Annotated in this window: 14 protein-coding genes; 1 reads left to right on the top strand and 13 read right to left on the bottom strand. The window is 64.5% G+C overall.

The genetic code is table 11. The features are described from left to right. Nucleotides 1-15 precede the first annotated feature (15 nt). The 5 genes from mauD to SADO_RS06805 form a co-directional block, all read right to left on the bottom strand. Complete coding sequence (mauD, locus tag SADO_RS06785) at nt 16-615, bottom strand: methylamine dehydrogenase accessory protein MauD (RefSeq protein ID WP_353110351.1); 600 nt, start codon at nt 613-615, stop codon at nt 16-18. A gap of 2 nt (nt 616-617) precedes the next feature. Beyond that, nucleotides 618-1,154, bottom strand: a complete 537-nt coding sequence (locus SADO_RS06790; protein ID WP_353110352.1) for a MauE/DoxX family redox-associated membrane protein — start codon at nt 1,152-1,154, stop codon at nt 618-620. 9 nt (nt 1,155-1,163) lie between these two features. Beyond that, nucleotides 1,164-2,309, bottom strand: coding sequence for an amine dehydrogenase large subunit (locus SADO_RS06795; protein ID WP_353110354.1), 1,146 nt, complete (start codon nt 2,307-2,309; stop codon nt 1,164-1,166). Nucleotides 2,310-2,607: 298 nt separating this feature from the next. Beyond that, nucleotides 2,608-4,749: a PQQ-dependent dehydrogenase, methanol/ethanol family gene (locus SADO_RS06800; protein WP_353110356.1), complete on the bottom strand. Its 2,142-nt coding sequence runs from the start codon at nt 4,747-4,749 to the stop codon at nt 2,608-2,610. 145 nt (nt 4,750-4,894) lie between these two features. Further along, a complete protein-coding gene (locus SADO_RS06805) occupies nt 4,895-6,346 on the bottom strand; it encodes an aldehyde dehydrogenase family protein (protein WP_353110358.1) in 1,452 nt (483 codons plus the stop codon). Between the two features lie 316 nt (nt 6,347-6,662). Here SADO_RS06805 and SADO_RS06810 point away from each other — a divergent pair, with 316 nt between their 5' ends. Further along, nucleotides 6,663-7,616, top strand: coding sequence for a helix-turn-helix domain-containing protein (locus SADO_RS06810; protein ID WP_353110360.1), 954 nt, complete (start codon nt 6,663-6,665; stop codon nt 7,614-7,616). Between the two features lie 45 nt (nt 7,617-7,661). On the opposite strand, the gene paaK is transcribed toward SADO_RS06810, so the two are convergent. From paaK to paaB, 8 genes are all read right to left on the bottom strand, one after another. After that, nucleotides 7,662-8,978 (bottom strand): phenylacetate--CoA ligase PaaK, encoded by a 1,317-nt coding sequence (paaK, locus tag SADO_RS06815; protein WP_353110362.1) that lies wholly within the window; start codon nt 8,976-8,978, stop codon nt 7,662-7,664. 137 nt (nt 8,979-9,115) lie between these two features. Further along, entirely contained in the window at nt 9,116-9,598 is a 483-nt protein-coding gene (paaI, locus tag SADO_RS06820; RefSeq protein ID WP_353110364.1) for a hydroxyphenylacetyl-CoA thioesterase PaaI, read from the bottom strand. An 87-nt stretch (nt 9,599-9,685) separates the two neighbouring features. Continuing rightward, a complete protein-coding gene (gene paaG / locus SADO_RS06825) occupies nt 9,686-10,480 on the bottom strand; it encodes a 2-(1,2-epoxy-1,2-dihydrophenyl)acetyl-CoA isomerase PaaG (RefSeq protein WP_353110365.1) in 795 nt (264 codons plus the stop codon). Nucleotides 10,481-10,492: 12 nt separating this feature from the next. Continuing rightward, nucleotides 10,493-12,553: a phenylacetic acid degradation bifunctional protein PaaZ gene (gene paaZ / locus SADO_RS06830; RefSeq protein ID WP_353110367.1), complete on the bottom strand. Its 2,061-nt coding sequence runs from the start codon at nt 12,551-12,553 to the stop codon at nt 10,493-10,495. A gap of 204 nt (nt 12,554-12,757) precedes the next feature. Then, a complete protein-coding gene (gene paaE / locus SADO_RS06835) occupies nt 12,758-13,837 on the bottom strand; it encodes a 1,2-phenylacetyl-CoA epoxidase subunit PaaE (protein WP_353110369.1) in 1,080 nt (359 codons plus the stop codon). 99 nt (nt 13,838-13,936) lie between these two features. Continuing rightward, complete coding sequence (paaD, locus tag SADO_RS06840) at nt 13,937-14,464, bottom strand: 1,2-phenylacetyl-CoA epoxidase subunit PaaD (protein WP_353110371.1); 528 nt, start codon at nt 14,462-14,464, stop codon at nt 13,937-13,939. Between the two features lie 23 nt (nt 14,465-14,487). After that, nucleotides 14,488-15,240: a 1,2-phenylacetyl-CoA epoxidase subunit PaaC gene (paaC, locus tag SADO_RS06845; RefSeq protein ID WP_353110962.1), complete on the bottom strand. Its 753-nt coding sequence runs from the start codon at nt 15,238-15,240 to the stop codon at nt 14,488-14,490. A 17-nt stretch (nt 15,241-15,257) separates the two neighbouring features. Then, complete coding sequence (gene paaB, locus SADO_RS06850) at nt 15,258-15,542, bottom strand: 1,2-phenylacetyl-CoA epoxidase subunit PaaB (RefSeq protein ID WP_353110372.1); 285 nt, start codon at nt 15,540-15,542, stop codon at nt 15,258-15,260. Nucleotides 15,543-15,559 lie beyond the last annotated feature (17 nt).

Genomic DNA, 15,559 nt, shown 5'->3' on the forward strand with positions numbered 1-15,559 from the left:
GGAGTCCCCCGGTGATTATTGCGCTGCACGCGTGTTGCCGTGCATGTATTCCTGCAGCGAAGCCACGCCCATGGCCTGGGCCTCGAACAGGCTTTCCAGATGCTCGCGGTTGTTGACCAGCCCCTTCGCCCGAAGCACGCCGTCGGCATCGATGAGCACCGCGTAGGGCAGCTTGCCGATCTGGTAGGTCATGCCGATCTCGGGGCCGACGACATAAGTGGCGTCCTCAAGACCGTGCTCGGCGATGAGTGCCTGCTGTGAGCCGGCGTCGCCGTCGCTGATATAGACCACGTCGAGATCGCTTCGATACTGGCGGCCCAGCGAGCGCAGGCTCGGCAGCAGCGACTTGCAGATCGGACAGGTCGGCGACAGGAAGAACAGCAGCTGGCCCTTATCGCTCTTGTAGCCGACGTTGACCGGGCGTTCGTGACGATCCGCAGCGGTCACCTGCGGCGCGGGACTGTTCACCGCCACGCCCTTGTCGAGCACGAGCGCGCCAGCCGGCGCGATACGCGAATGCAGTACGCCGACCTGACGCACGAGCGCCATCACCACGAAGGCGAGCGCGACCACCACGATCCAGAGCAGGATCTGGGATATGAGAGCGACATCCATGACTATCTCCCGGAAAGCGACTTGAGGCGCGGCTGATTGGTCAGCAGGCCTTCGGTCGCGGTGTAAAGGATGAGAATGGCGGCCACGCTGGCGCCAATCAGGAACAGGCCGAAGCCGTGTAGCGCGGCCGACCCCGCCGGCAGTGCGGCGATCACGGCCATGACGATCAGCACGCCGTTGCGCACCAGCAGTGCCGGCGAGAGCGGACGCTCCAGGCCCGGGCCGCTGCAGCCGCAGTCGATATCGCGGCGACCGCGAAACAGGTTGATTGCGATCGCGCCGGTATACAGCGCCAGAAGCAGGCCCGCGCTTGCGGCGCCCAAGGCACGCAGACCCGGCACCAGCAGCGCGAGACCGATCAGCACTTCAACGACCGGCACCGCGCGGGCGGCGAGCGCCACCGCCGAGCCCGGCAGCAACGCGTAGTCATCGATCTGGCGGGCGAAACGATGCGGCGCACGCAGCTTGTGGCTGGCGCCCGCGAACAGGATCACCGCCAGCACCAGAGAAAACGCCACCGCAAAGATCGGGTGAATCATCTCGACCTCCTAATGACTGCTGAGCACCAGCGCCGGAATCGCGCTGATGCCATCGACGGTATGCATGTATTCCATCTTGGTGAGATCGAATACATCCAGCCCGCCATCGATGTTCACGCCCAGCAGCAGCGGCTCGTCATCGTGCGTGGCGTTCAGGCTCCAGACATAGTTCTCGGTCTTGAGCTCGCCGACTTTCTCGTGCGTATCCAGATCGAACGCCCAGATCGTGTTGCTGGGATCCTCCCAGTTCCGATCGGCATGCTCCGGATGGACCAGCACATACATCTGGTTCAAGGCCGGCGAGATGGCCATCAACTGCCAGCCACCGACGCCCCAGCCTTCCTCGCGCTGGGCGTCGGTGAACAGCGACCAGCGCTCGCCGACTTTCGGCGCCTCGCCGGACACGTCGATCGGCTGGATGTCGCCGTCGAGCGTGGTGAAGTAGTACATGTCGCCGTCGCGCACCGCGCGTTCGTTCATCGGCGTTTCGTTCGGATCGAAGAATTTCGTGCGGGTACGCGAGACTTCCTGGCCGTCGTCGTCGATCTTGACCTGCTGGAAGCTGCCGTCGCCACAGATCGAGGCAAACGCGCGGTCGCCGATCGGATAGTTCAACGAGCAGCCGGCGATATCGATCTCGCTGGCAACATCCTGCGCCTCGGTATCCACCACCGTGACCGACGTCGCGGGCGTGAAGTTGTAGATATAGACGAAGCGGTCGTCGTTGCTCATGGTCAGCATGTTGCGTTCCATGAGGATATTGGCGCGCTTCGTCGGGATCTCGACTTCCCAGCTCGGCTCCAGCGTCTGGGTATCCCAGGCGGTGAGCACGTCGGTGCGCACCCCGCGCACGCCTCTAGACCAGAACGTATCGGCCGAATACAGCCGCGTGTCGTCATGCGACAGCACCGACGGCGCGAGATAGCCGGTCGGAATCATGCCCAGCATCTTCTTTTCTTCCGGATCGACGACCACGACCTTGCCGGTGGTGGCGTTATCGAACTGCGTATCGATGATGTAGGCGCGATGCGGACCGGGCTCGTCGAGCGTGACGGTGCCGATCTCGTCGGGCGGCAGCTGTGCCGAGGCGCTGGCGGTCCACACCAGGGCGGCAACCGCGGCAACGCCACTGGCACGAAACAGTCGTTTGTTCATAGTTATTCCTCGCTGGAGCTGTTCGATGCAGTCGGCTGCGGCGCGATTTCCCCCGCTGCCACAGCGGACCCATAAAGCCGGTGCGACTGCCCGGCCGGGCCGGCGCATCCCCGTTTGTCCCCTCGCTTTTTATAGCGATGCTTAAAGACTGCGCCGCCGGCACGCATGTCTGCATGTCCGGCGGTGCAATTCGACTTGTCGTGACGTGCATCGGCGCCGGGCGTCGGTGCGACATGAACAGCTATCGCGGACCGCCCATGGACGACACCCGCCGGCCGACCCCGACTGCAGGCGTGAATCACGACGCGTCTTTATCCTTGTCGCCGGCATCAGCCGCCATCTCGTCCGCGAGATCGTGCTGACGCTTGATCAGATACTGATGAATCGCCTCGATATCCGCCTGCGACAGACGATCGGCGAACGACGGCATGCCCTGCCCGCTCAATACACCGCCGGCCACAATGGGCATAAAGGCGTCATGTGCGCTCTTCGACATGTTCCGTAGATTCGGCAGCACGCCGCCGCTATAAGCGCTGAAGCCATGGCAGACGCCGCAATGGGTATTGAACTGATCACGCCCTTTGGCGACGGTCTCTTCATTGGCCGTCAAGGGCGGGATATCCGCGGCGATCGTCGTCTTGAGCTGGGTGGCTGCCGGCAACGAGGCATCGCCGCCGAGTTTGTAGGTCAGCACCCGCGCACGCGGCTCGACCTTCGTATTGTCGGCCAGCCCGCCGAAGCCGGTCGGAAAGATACCGCCCCAGCCGGCCATGAACGTGACGTACTGTTCGCCGTCGACCGTGTAGGTGACCGGGCCGGCCATCACGCCGGTATTCGCGGGCGACCGCCAGAGCAGCTTGCCGCTATCGGCGGCGTAGCCCCGCACCTCACCGTTGGCCGTACCCTGGAAGACCAGACCGCCCGCCGTGGACAGCGTGCCGCCGTTCCAGATCGTGGGATAGTCCTGGCGCCACACTTCCTCCTGGGCAATCGGGTCCCAGGCGATCAGACGTCCTTTGTACATATCCACGATCTGCGCGCGGGCTTCGGGATCCTCGGGTAGTGCCACCGGCTGACTGCCGAGCTGGAGCGTACCCTTGCCCTGCCACGTCGCTTCGTTATCCGGATCGAGCAGCGCGGGGGCGACCTGGGCCGGAATATAGACCAGCCCGGTCTGCGGATTGAATGACATGGGCATCCAGTTATGCCCGCCCAGCGGCCCCGGCATCATCAGCTTCGGGCCTTTCGTCCAATCCGCCTTGTCGTCGTTGACCACCGGCCGCCCGGTCTTCAGGTCGACACGTTCGGCCCAGGTCACCGGTACATATTTCTCGGCCGAGATCAACTCGCCGTCGCTACGATCCAGCACATAGAAGAAACCGTTCTTCGGCGCCTGCATCAGCACCTTGCGTGTCTCGCCGTCGATTTCGAGGTCGGCAAGCGTAATGGTCTGGGTCGCCGTGAAATCCCACTGGTCGCCGGGGGTTTCCTGGTAATGCCAGACGTATTCACCGGTTTCGGGCCGTATCGCGACGATCGAGGCGACGAACAGGTTGTCGCCCTTGCCCTCGCTGCGTGCCTGACGGTTCCACAGGCTGGCGTTACCGACACCGATATAGAGCAGATCAAGCTCCGGATCGTAGGCCATGGAATCCCAGACCGTGCCGCCACCGCCCTGCTTCCAGTAGCGATCCCCGAACCAGGTCTCGCGCGCCATCGCCATGGCCTTGCTTTCCGGCGGCTTGGAGGGATCGCCCGGCACGGTGAAGAACCGCCAGGCCTGATCGCCGGTATCGGCGTCGTAGGCGGTGATATAGCCGCGCACGCCGAATTCGGCGCCGCCGTTGCCGATGATCACACGGCCGTTCACGACACGCGGCGCGCCGGTGATCGTCTGACTGCGTTCGTGGTCGATGAGCGTGTCCACGCTCCAGACCTCGTCGCCGGTTTCGGCATCCAGCGCAATCAAACGACCGTCGAAGGCGCCGACGAAAACCTTGCCCTGCCACACCGCCACGCCGCGGTTGACCGGACCGCAGCAGCCGTCGCGGGCGGCGGTGCGAGCCACTTTCGGATCATGCTTCCACAGGAGTTCCCCGGTCTTCGCATCCAGCGCGTAGACGATGCTGAACGCCGAGGTCGTGTACATCACGCCGTCGACGACGATCGGCGTGGCTTCCACGCCGCGATCGATATCCAGACGGTACGACCAGGCCAGGCCCAGTTCGCCGACATTGCTCTGATCGATCTGCTCGAGGCGGCTGAAACGCTGCTCGTCGTAGCTGCCGCCGTGGGCCATCCAGTTACTCGGCTCGCTCGCCGCGGCGTTCAATCGCTCGGCGTTTACGTCGGGCCGATTACCTGCGGCGGCCACACCGACCCATACGGTCAGACACAGAGCCACCACCAGGCGGACTCGCGCCCGCGCAACATGAATCATGCAATTCTCCTCGACTGTCGCTCGTCGAAAGGCGACGGCGACTTTTTTATCGGTTTGGTGTGCCGGGTCGCGCTGGCGAAAGCCGGCCCGGCACTGCAGCCCCACGACCAGCCACACGGCCCGGCCGAGACAACATGTCGACTGGCTAGAGCACCACGGTGGTGACTTTTTCTTCCGTGTACGCCAGCACGCCGGCCAGGCCACATTCACGGCCAATACCGCTTTGCTTGACGCCGCCCCAGGGCAGCTGCGGATCGATCGGGGCCCAGGCGTTGACGCCTACCGCGCCCGCTTCGATCTGGCGCGCAACCCGATGTGCGCGGGCGACATTCGACGTCCACACGGTGGCTGCCAGGCCGTAACGCGTGTCGTTGGCGATCGCGATCGCCTCGGCCTCGTCGCGGAAGGTGATCACCGTGCCGACCGGGCCGAAGATCTCGTCGCGGGCGATGCTCATGTCGTTCGTGGCCTCGGCGAATAATGTCGGACGGACATACCAGCCCGAGTCGCCGTCTTCGGATGGGCCACCGGCAAGCACCTTGGCGCCCTCATCGCTGCCGCGACGGATATAGTCGTTGATCTTGTCGTACTGGCCCTTACTGGCCACGGCGCCCATCTGGGTTCCTTCCTGATCGGGATTGCCCACCTGGATGCTGCGCGCCACTTCAGCCAGGTTGTCGGTGAACGCAGCGGCGATATCCTCGTGTACGAGCAGACGCGTGCCGGCCGCGCACACCTGGCCCTGATTGAAGAACAGGCCCATTGCACAGCCGCCCACGGCGGCTTCGAGATCGGCATCGTCGAACACGATCTGCGGGCTCTTGCCACCGAGCTCGAGCGCCACGTGCTTGAACAGCGGTGCCGCCACGCTCTGGATCGCCGCGCCCGTCTCGGGGCTGCCGGTAAACGTGATCTTGGTGACCTTCGGATGCTTGCAAAGCACCGGCCCAAGCGTCGCACCCTCGCCGGTCACCACGTTGACCACGCCGTCCGGAATGCCGGCTTCCTGACAAAGCTTTGCCAGGTGGAGCGCCGACATCGGCGTCTGCTCCGCGGGCTTGATCACCACCGTGCAGCCCGCGGCGAGCAGCGCGCCCAGCTTCCAGCAGGTGATCATCAGCGGCGTGTTCCACGGCACGATCGCCGCCACCACGCCCACCGGCAGCCGCTCGGTATAGGACAGCGTCGGCTGGCCCATATAACCGGCAGTCGGAATCGTGCGGCCTTCGATCTTGTCGGCCCAACCGGCGGCATGACGCAACGTGGCGATCGCATTGGGCAGATCGAGCATGCGCGGCTCGGCCGGCGGGCGGCCGATCGCGTTGGCGTCCATATCGGCCATCTGGTCCGCATCACGCTCGACCAGGTCCGCCAGGCGATGGATACACAGGCCGCGTGAGGCGCCGTTCATCTGCGACCATTCGCCGCCCTTGAGCTGGGCATGGGCGGCTTCGATTGCCCGCTCAGCGTCGGCGGCGGTGCCTGCAGCCGAGGTGGCCAGCGTGTCGCCCGTCGCCGGGTTGGGCAGGGTCATCGTCGCCCCGTCGGAGGCGGGCATTGCCTGGCCGGCAATGAAATGTTCGTAGGCCTGGGTCACGTCGTCTCCTCGGTCAGTCGAAACACTGCAGCAGCACACTCGCGGCGGGCGTGCTCGTTGTGGTTGTGGATTGCAGCGATGGATTGCATGCCTTCGAGACTGCGCCTGCCGCGGCGCGATCGCATGCTGCTGCGTGCAGATCGACTTGTGCCTGCGTGCACATCACGCCGCCTCGCACCGCCTTTTGACAGGGCCGCGACAGTGGCGTACACAAAAAGAAAAGACGCTGCATGCAGCCCAGACCATGGATGGCCCGCAATTTGCAGCCGAAAAGCCCGTACAAACCGGGCACTACGGCGGAGGACCGTTGCATTCAATGTCATATTCCCAGCCCATAGCTGCGGCGCAGGACAACCACCGATTTCACGATCTCGGCGGCTGGCAGGATTACGTCAATCAGCACTTCCCGGCCTTGGAAATGGCGAGTCGGACGACCGCCGGTTTCCAGGCCCAGGCCCGCAGCTGTGCGCTCGGCGATTACACGCTTACGCATATCGGCAGCGCCGCGTCCGACGTCGACCGCACGCCCGCGCTCACGCGCCGTGCCAATGCGGGATTTCTCAAGGTGATGTGGCAGCTCTCCGGGCAACTGGAGCTCAACCAGGATCGGCGCTCGGTGTGCCTTACGGCGGGCCGCGCGACGCTGTGCGACACGACCCGGCCCTACCGCATCCGCCTGAGCGATGGCGCCCACCTGGCCGTACTGCTGATCCCCTACGACGTCGACAATCGGCTGCCGCGCTATGCCGAACGCGTGAGCGCAACGGAACTCACCGACATGCCGACCATGCAGGCAGCGCTGGGTGCGATCACCGCCCTTGCGCGTTCGCGCCCGGCGCCCAACGACCCGGGGATCAGCGATGTCATGCAGGGTGTCGGGACGATGCTGGCAGCCACCTTTGCGCGTGCGGCCGAGCGCGACGAGTGCGGCCTCGACACGCAGCGTATCGGGCGCGCCGAACACTTCATCGCCACCCATATGGCCAGCAGCGATCTCACCCCGGATCGCCTTGCCGCGGCGCTGTGTGTATCGCGACGCACGCTCTACGGCCTGCTCGCCCGACACGGCACGACGCCGGCCCGTCTGATCACCGAAACGCGGCTGAGTCATGCTCGAGATGCACTCGCACACGACCCGGGCGCGAGTCAGTCGATCACCGATATCGCTCTTGCCCACGGCTTTGCAGACAGCGCCCGTTTCAGCCATGCCTTCAAGGATCGCTTCGGTGCCGCGCCCAGCGTATGGCGGACTCGTCACGCCGGCAGCTGACCGAAGTACGCCCCGGCAAGCCACCGCCGGGGCAACACGTCCGGGTTAGTCCTTGCCGCCAAGCCGGCGATCGATCACGTGCTTGGCCTTGCCGAGCGAGCGCTCGAGCGTGCCTACGGCCGACAGCGTCACCTTGGTGCTGATGCCGATATAGGACTTGATGTGCTGCTGCAGGCTGCTCAGTGTCTCGTCCTCGGTGCTGTGCTCGTCGAAATCGTGGCCGCGTTCGACGGTCAGCGCGACGTGGTCGAGATTGCCTTCGCGGGTGAGTTCGATCAGGTAATGCGGCGCCAGCCCCTTCTGCTTGCAGATGATCTCTTCGATCTGGGTCGGGAAGACGTTCACACCGCGGATGATGAGCATGTCGTCCGAGCGGCCGGTGATCTTGTCGATACGCCGCATGGAACGCGCCGTGGGTGCGAGCAGACGGGTCAGATCGCGGGTGCGATAGCGAATGATCGGCAGCGCTTCCTTGGTCAGCGAGGTGAACACCAGCTCGCCCGGCTCGCCGTCGGCGACGACTTCGCCCGTTTCGGGATTGATGATTTCGGGCAGGAAGTGGTCCTCCCAGATCACCGGGCCGTCCTTCGTCTCGACGCATTCATTGGCCACGCCCGGCCCCATCACTTCCGACAGGCCGTAGATATCCACCGCATCGATGCCGGCACGGCGTTCGATCTCCTCGCGCATGGCGTTGGTCCACGGCTCGGCGCCGAAGATGCCGATCTCCAGCGACGATTCGCGCGGGTCCAGGCCCTGGCGCTCGAACTCCTCGATGAGATTGAGCATGTAGGACGGCGTGACCATGATGATCCGCGGTTTGAAGTCCTGGATCAGCTGGACCTGTTTCTCGGTCTGGCCACCGGACATCGGCACCACCGTGCAGCCGAGTTTCTCGGCGCCGTAGTGCGCGCCCAGGCCACCGGTGAACAGGCCGTAGCCGTAGGCGATATGCACGATATCGCCCGGCAATCCGCCGGCGGCACGGATCGAACGCGCGACCAGGTTGGCCCAGGTCTCGATATCGTTGTGCGTATAGCCGACCACGGTGGGCTTGCCGGTCGTCCCGCTCGACGCATGGATACGCGATACCTGCTCCCGCGGGACCGCAAACATGTCGAACGGATAGGCGTCGCGCAGATCCTGCTTGGTGGTGAACGGAAACTTGGCCAGATCGGCCAGCGTTTCCAGATCATCCGGGTGCACGCCGGCTTCGTCGAACTTGGCCTTGTAGCGCGGCACGTTGTTGTAGGCGTGCTGCAGCGACCACTTCAGTCGCTCGAGCTGCAGCGCCTGAAGCTCATCGCGGCTGGCGGTCTCGATCGGTTCGAGCAGCGATGTCGGTTTGAGTTGGGCGGCCATGGGTCATCTCCTCGGTCTCGGTGCCGCGCTGCGGCGTTGCTATCCTTGGTCAGCGTCGTGCCGATGGGGCCAACGCTTGCTTTTGTTGCGACCCGGCGCTCGAGACCGAGCGCCGGCATGCATGTCGTACACCTGCATCAGGCGTCGGCGGCCATCACCTCGAGCACTTCGCCGCGCACCTGGTGCGAACGGCCGCGAAAGAGCACGACCGTCTCGTCGTTCTGATTGCGCACGGTGACGTCATAGACACCGGTTCGCCCGGAGCGCGAACGCTGCTCGGCCTCGGCGGTGAGCACGTCGCCAATGAAGGCCGGGCGCAGATAATCGACGTTGCAGGCCGCGCCCACGGTGTTCTGATTGCCGCTGTTGCAGGCAAAGGCAAAAGCACTGTCGGCGAGCGAAAAGATCAGGCCGCCGTGGCAGGTCTGGTGGCCGTTGACCATGTCGTCGCGCACCGGCATCGACACACGCGCATAGCCCGGCGCCATGGCTTCGACTTGCATGCCGAGCATGCGTGAGGCCGCGTCGCGGGCGAGCATGGCCTCGCCGACGCGGTCGGCCAGCGCCTGCGGGTCGTCTTCCACGGACGCTGCGGGCGCCCCGTTCTGGCTGGACTGCATGGTTCGACTCCTCCGATAAGGCCTGTTGGTGCCGGTGCGCGTCCTGTTGTTGTTCTAGTAACGCGCTACCGGCTTGTTCGTTATTTCTTAGCGCCCCTTGAACTCGGGCGTGCGTTTTTCTGTGAACGCGGCCACGCCTTCGGCATAGTCCGCACTGCGGCCGAGCTCGCCCATGGCATCGCGCTCGGCATCGAGCTGCTCATCGAGACCGGCATTCGCACCGGCATACATGAGCTGCTTGGTGCGGGCGAGACCTTTGGTCGGTGCTTTCGACAGGTGCACGACGAGCTTGTCGATTTCGCTATCGAATTCCTCGTCGTCCACGCAGCGCCAGATCAGGCCCCAGTCGGCGGCGGTGGCCGCATCGATCGGCTCGCCGAGCATGGCGATGCCCATCGCCCGCGCCATACCGATACGGCGGGCCAGAAAATAAGTGCCGCCGGTGTCCGGAATCAGGCCCAGCTTGCAGAAGCTTTCGATGAATTTGACCGAACGCCGGGCCACCACCAGATCACAGGCCAGCGCCAGATTCGCGCCCGCGCCAGCGGCCACGCCATTGACGCCGCAGACCACCGGCAGGGGCAGCGCACGCAGGCGGCGTACCAGCGGCGCGTAATAGGTGTCGACCGAATAGGCCAGATCCGGCGCTTCGCCGCTGTCCGACGACACCGCGCGATCACCCAGATCCTGGCCGGCGCAGAAGCCCTTGCCGGCGCCGGTGAGCAGCAGCACGCGAACCGACTCATCCGCCTCGACCGTGTCGAGCGCTTCGGCCAGCGCTTCGTGCATGGCCACGTTGAAGCTGTTGAGCTTGTTCGGCCGGTTGAGCGTGATGCGGGCAATGCCGGCATCAATGCTCAGGACAATGGAATCGTCTGCCATCTCGATCTCTCCTCAGGCCGCGGCCGTTTCTTCGGCTTCCGGCGTCCAGGCGGTGGTCGCCACCATGGTCAGCACGTCGTACTGGGCCACGACCTCGTCTTCCTGATTGGTCACTGTGGCGTCCCAGCGCACTTCGCCGTATTCAGTGTTCTCGCGCTTGGTCTTCTGCTTGCAGGTGAGCGCGACCTTGAGCGCGTCGCCCGGATAGGCCGGGGTCATGAAGCGCAGGTTGTCGACGCCGTAGTTGGCCAGCACCGGGCCCGGATTGGGCTCGACGAACAAGCCGGCCGCCAGCGACACGATGTAGTAGCCGTGGGCCACGCGGCCGTCGAAGAACGGGTTGGCCTTGGCGGCCTCCTCGTCCATATGCGCGTAGAAGGTGTCGCCGGTGAAATGGGCGAAATGCTCGATGTCCTCGAGGGTGATCTCGCGCGCATCGGTGAGAATCGCGTCGCCGATCTCGAGTTCGTCGAAATGCTTCTGGAACGGGTGGCGATCGGTTTGCTGGCGGCTGCCGCCGGGCAGCCAGTGGTCGATGACGCCGGCGAGCATGTCGGGCGAACCCTGCAATGCCGATCGCTGCATGTAATGAAATACCGCACGCATGCCGCCCAGTTCCTCGCCGCCGCCGGCACGTCCCGGGCCGCCGTGTACGAGCATCGGCATGGGCGAGCCGTGGCCGGTGGATTCCTTGGCACAGTCGCGATTCAGCACGAGCAGGCGGCCGTGATACGGCGCACAGCCAAGCGTCATCGCGCGGGCGAAATCGGTATCGTGCGTCACGACCGAGCCGACCAGGCTGCCGCCGCCCAGACGCGCCAGTTCGATGGCCTCGTCGGTGCTGTCATAGGCCATCACCGTGACCACCGGGCCAAAGGCCTCGATGGCGTGAATGTCCTTGTGCTCGAGTGGGGCATCGGCCGAGAGCACGACCGGGCCGACGAACGCGCCCTTTTCGGCGTCGGCATCGACGACATCGCATTGTGCCGGATCGCCGTAGACGATCTTCGCGCCCTGCTGCAGATCGGCAATGCGCGCGCGCACCTCCTCGACCTGATCGCGGCTGGCGAGCGCCCCCATGGTCACGCCTTCGGCGTCCGGGTGGCCGACCACCACCTTGGCGAGCTTCTCGGCGAGCGCGTCGATGAAAGCCTGCTGATGTTCACGCGGCACGAGCACACGGCGGATGGCGGTACATTTCTGCCCGGCCTTGACCGTCATCTCGCGCATGGTCTCTTTCACGGCAAGCTTGAATTCGGGCGTTTCCGGGCCGGCATCGGGACCGAGGGCCAGGAAGTTGAGCGAATCGGCTTCCATGGAGAACCGCGTGGCGTTCTCGACGATCGCCGGGTGCTGCTTGAGCTTGCGCCCGGTGGTCGCCGAGCCGGTGAAGGTGACCACGTCCTGACAGGTCACGTGCTCGAGCAGATCGCCCACACCGCCGCTGATCAGCTGCAGCGCGCCCTCCTCGATCAGGCCGGAATCGACAATCGCACGCACCATGTCCTCGGTGACGAACGCAGTCTGGGTGGCCGGTTTGACGATCGCCGGCAGGCCGGCGAGATAGTTGGCCGCGAACTTCTCCAACATGCCCCAGACCGGAAAGTTGAAGGCGTTGATATGCACGGCCACGCCTTCCAGCGACGTGCAGATATGCTGGCCGATGAAGCTGCCGTGGCGCGACATCGGTTCCGGATTGCCGTCGATGGCGAAGGTGGCGTTCGGAAGCTCTCGCCGGCCCTTGCTGGCATAAGTGAACAGCGTGCCGATGCCGCCGTCGATATCCACCCAGGAATCCGTTCGGGTGGCGCCGGTCGCGGTCGACAACTTGTAGAAGCGCTCCTTGTCAGCCATCAGCGTCTGCGCCAGCGCCTTGAGCTGCAGCGCGCGCTGGTGGAAGGTCAGCGCCCGCAGCTTGGGACCGACCTGGGTGCGCGCATAGTCGAGCATGCCGGCGAAATCGATACCGTCGCTGGAGACGCGGGCGACCGGTTCGCCGGTCACGGCGTTCAACACGGTCTTGCCGCCTTCGCCGGTGACCCACTGGCCCTGGACGTAGCTGCTGGATTGCATGGCTGTGCTCCTCGAATCGTATGGGCGGCTCGCGGCGCCGCCGGAATCTTGTGTTGTGCTCTTAAAGAGGTTTACAGAACGTTGCGAGCGCGGTCAGTTCGGACACGCCGGGAGCGCAAAAAGCGCAACGTATAAGCAATACGTGAGCATTTTGAGCACGGGACGGGTTCGAAATGACAAGCACAGTAGTTCTGTAGACCTCTTTCAGGTTTCGGCGTCGAAATCGATCACCACGTTGTCGGTCACCGGAAAGCTCTGGCAGCTGAGAATGAAGCCGCGTTCGACCTCGTAATCCTCGAGCGCGAAGTTGGTATCCATCTCGACCTCGCCTTGGACAAGCTTGCAGCGGCAGGTCGAGCACACGCCGGACTTGCAGGAGTACGGCAGTTCGATCGACTGCTCGAGCGCGGCGTCGAGCAAGTTTTCCTGGCCGCGGGCGAGATCGTATTCGTGGGTGCGCCCGTCGATGACGACCTTCACGCTCGCGCGATCGGTGGCATCGGTGACGACCGGCGCGTTGGCACGGGCCTGGGCCGCGGACTTGGTCGCGGCGAAGACCTCCATCTTGATCGTGTCCTTGGCCACGCCGCGTTCCATGAGCACGTCACGGGTGGCTTCCATCATGTCGAGTGGCCCGCATATAAAGGCGGCGTCAATATCCGACGGGTCGATCCAGTGCGTCAGCAGCTGTTCGACCTTGGCGCGGTCGATCCGGCCGTTGAACAGTTCGATATCGAGCTGTTCGCGGCTCATGATGTAGACCAGATTGAAGCGGCCGAGATAGCGGTCCTTGATATCCGAAAGTTCCTGGCGGAACAGCGTGCTGCCGGAGGCGCGGTTGCCATAGAAAAGCGTGAAGCGGCTGTTCGGCTCGGCCATGAGTGTGGTCTTGATGATCGACAGCAGCGGCGTGATCCCGCTGCCGGCGCCGAAGGCGACATAGTGCTTCTCGTGATCTTCGGAGAGCGCTAGATTGAAGCGCCCCGCCGGCGGCATGACTTCGATCGCCTCGCCGGCCGCCAGATTGTCGTTGACCCAGTTGGAGAACAGGCCGCCCTGCACGCGCTTGACCGCGACCCGCAGCTGCTCGTCCTGTACCGCCGAGCACACCGAATAGGAACGGCGCACTTCCTCGCCGTCGATCTCGGTGCGCAGGGTCAGGTACTGGCCCTGGGTATAGGCAAAGGTGTCGCGCAGCTCGCCCGGCACGTCGAAGGAGACCACCACCGCATCGCGGTTCTGTTTCTCGACGGCGCTGACGGGCAATGAATGAAACTGGGGCATGGCGTGCTACCTGAAGACGCGTGCAGGCTGGTAATGGCCTGGCTGAAAGCGGTTTGCCTGGAATGGCTTGCCTAAAAAGGTTTGCCTAGAACGGTTTGCCTAGAACGGTTTGAAATAGTCGAACGGCTCGGCACAGTCGAGACAGCGATGCAGCGCCTTGCAGGGCGTGGAGCCGAACTCGCTGACCCGCTCGGTGTGCTTCGAGCCACAGTGCGGACAGGTCTGCGGCAACACGTTGCGGCCGCTGCGGGTGATGCGACTGATGTCGATCACCTGGGTACCGGCGCTCTCGCCCGGCGGCGCGATGCCGTAGCCGCGCAGGTTTTCCTTGCCGCGCTCGCTCATCCAGTCCGTGGTCCAGGCCGGCGACAGCTGCACGTCGAGCCGTGCGTCATCGACGCCGTTTTCACGCAGGGCTTCGAGAATGTTGTCCTCGATCACCTGCATGGCCGGGCAGCCGGAATAGGTCGGCGTGATCGTGACCACGAGCTGTTCGTCCTCGAACCGAACATCGCGCACGATGCCGAGGTCGATCACCGACACCACCGGGATTTCCGGGTCCGGCACGGCATCGAGCCACTGCCAGACATCATTGATATCGAAACGGGTTTGTTCGCTGACGGTCATGGCTAAGCCTCCGTGCCTCGCGGCTACCAGCGCGCGCCGGGATAGCTGCGCTGCAGATGCTGCATTTCGGCCAGCACATAACCCAGATGCTCGGTGTGCTCGCCATGCTTGCCGCCGCACTGCATGGGCTGATCGCCCGGCAGCTCCAGCGTGGCTTCTTCGAACAGCGCCTGCATGTGCGCGCGCCACGGTTCGTAGAGCGTGGCGACATCTACCGCGATGCCGGCCTCGACCAGCGCCTGCTCGGCTTCGGAGCTGCGGAACAGCTCGCCGGTATAGCGCCAGAGCTTGTCCACCGCGGCCTGGGTACGGCGATGGCTTTCCTCGGTGCCATCACCCAGACGCACGACCCAGTCGCCACTGCGTTCGACGTGGTACTGCACTTCCTTGATCGACTTGGCGGCGATATCGGCAATACGCGTATCGGTGGACTGCATCAAAGCCTGAAGCACGAAGAAATGCCAGACGTCGTAGAAACACTGGCGCACGATGGTGTGGCCGTAGTCCCCGTTGGGCTGCTCGACGAGCAGCACGTTGCGATAGGCCGGCGCGTCGCGCAGGAACGCGAGTGTGTCCTCGTCGGCGTCGGCGCCCTTGATCTCGGCCGCGTAAGACAGCCAGAACCGGGCCTGGCCGATCAGGTCCAGCGCCACGTTGCTCATGGCGATGTCCTCTTCCAGCGCCGGGCCGTGGCCGCAGAGCGCGGCCAGCCGCTGGCCCAGGATCAGATCGCTGTCGCCGAGCTGCAGCAGGTATTCGTAGCGTGCTTCGTCCAGAGTCATGGCCGCCCCGCTCAGATGTGCTCGACGCCGTCGGGCATCGGGAAGAAAGTCGGATGGCGATAGACCTTGCTGCGGGCCGGCTCGTAGAGCGGCTCGCGATCGCCCGGGCTGCTGGCCGTGATCTGCTCCGCCGGCAGCACCCAGATGCTCACGCCCTCGTTGCGGCGCGTGTACACGTCGCGGGCGTTCTTGATCGCCATCTCGGCATCCGGCGCGTGCAGGCTGCCGACATGCTTGTGCGACAGGCCGTGCTGGCTGCGAATGAAGATTTCCCACAGGGGCCAGTTGTTTTTCATGTCGATATTCTCCTGTG

It is taken from the genome of Salinisphaera dokdonensis CL-ES53 (genome assembly GCF_040361215.1).
GTDB lineage: Bacteria > Pseudomonadota > Gammaproteobacteria > Nevskiales > Salinisphaeraceae > Salinisphaera > Salinisphaera dokdonensis.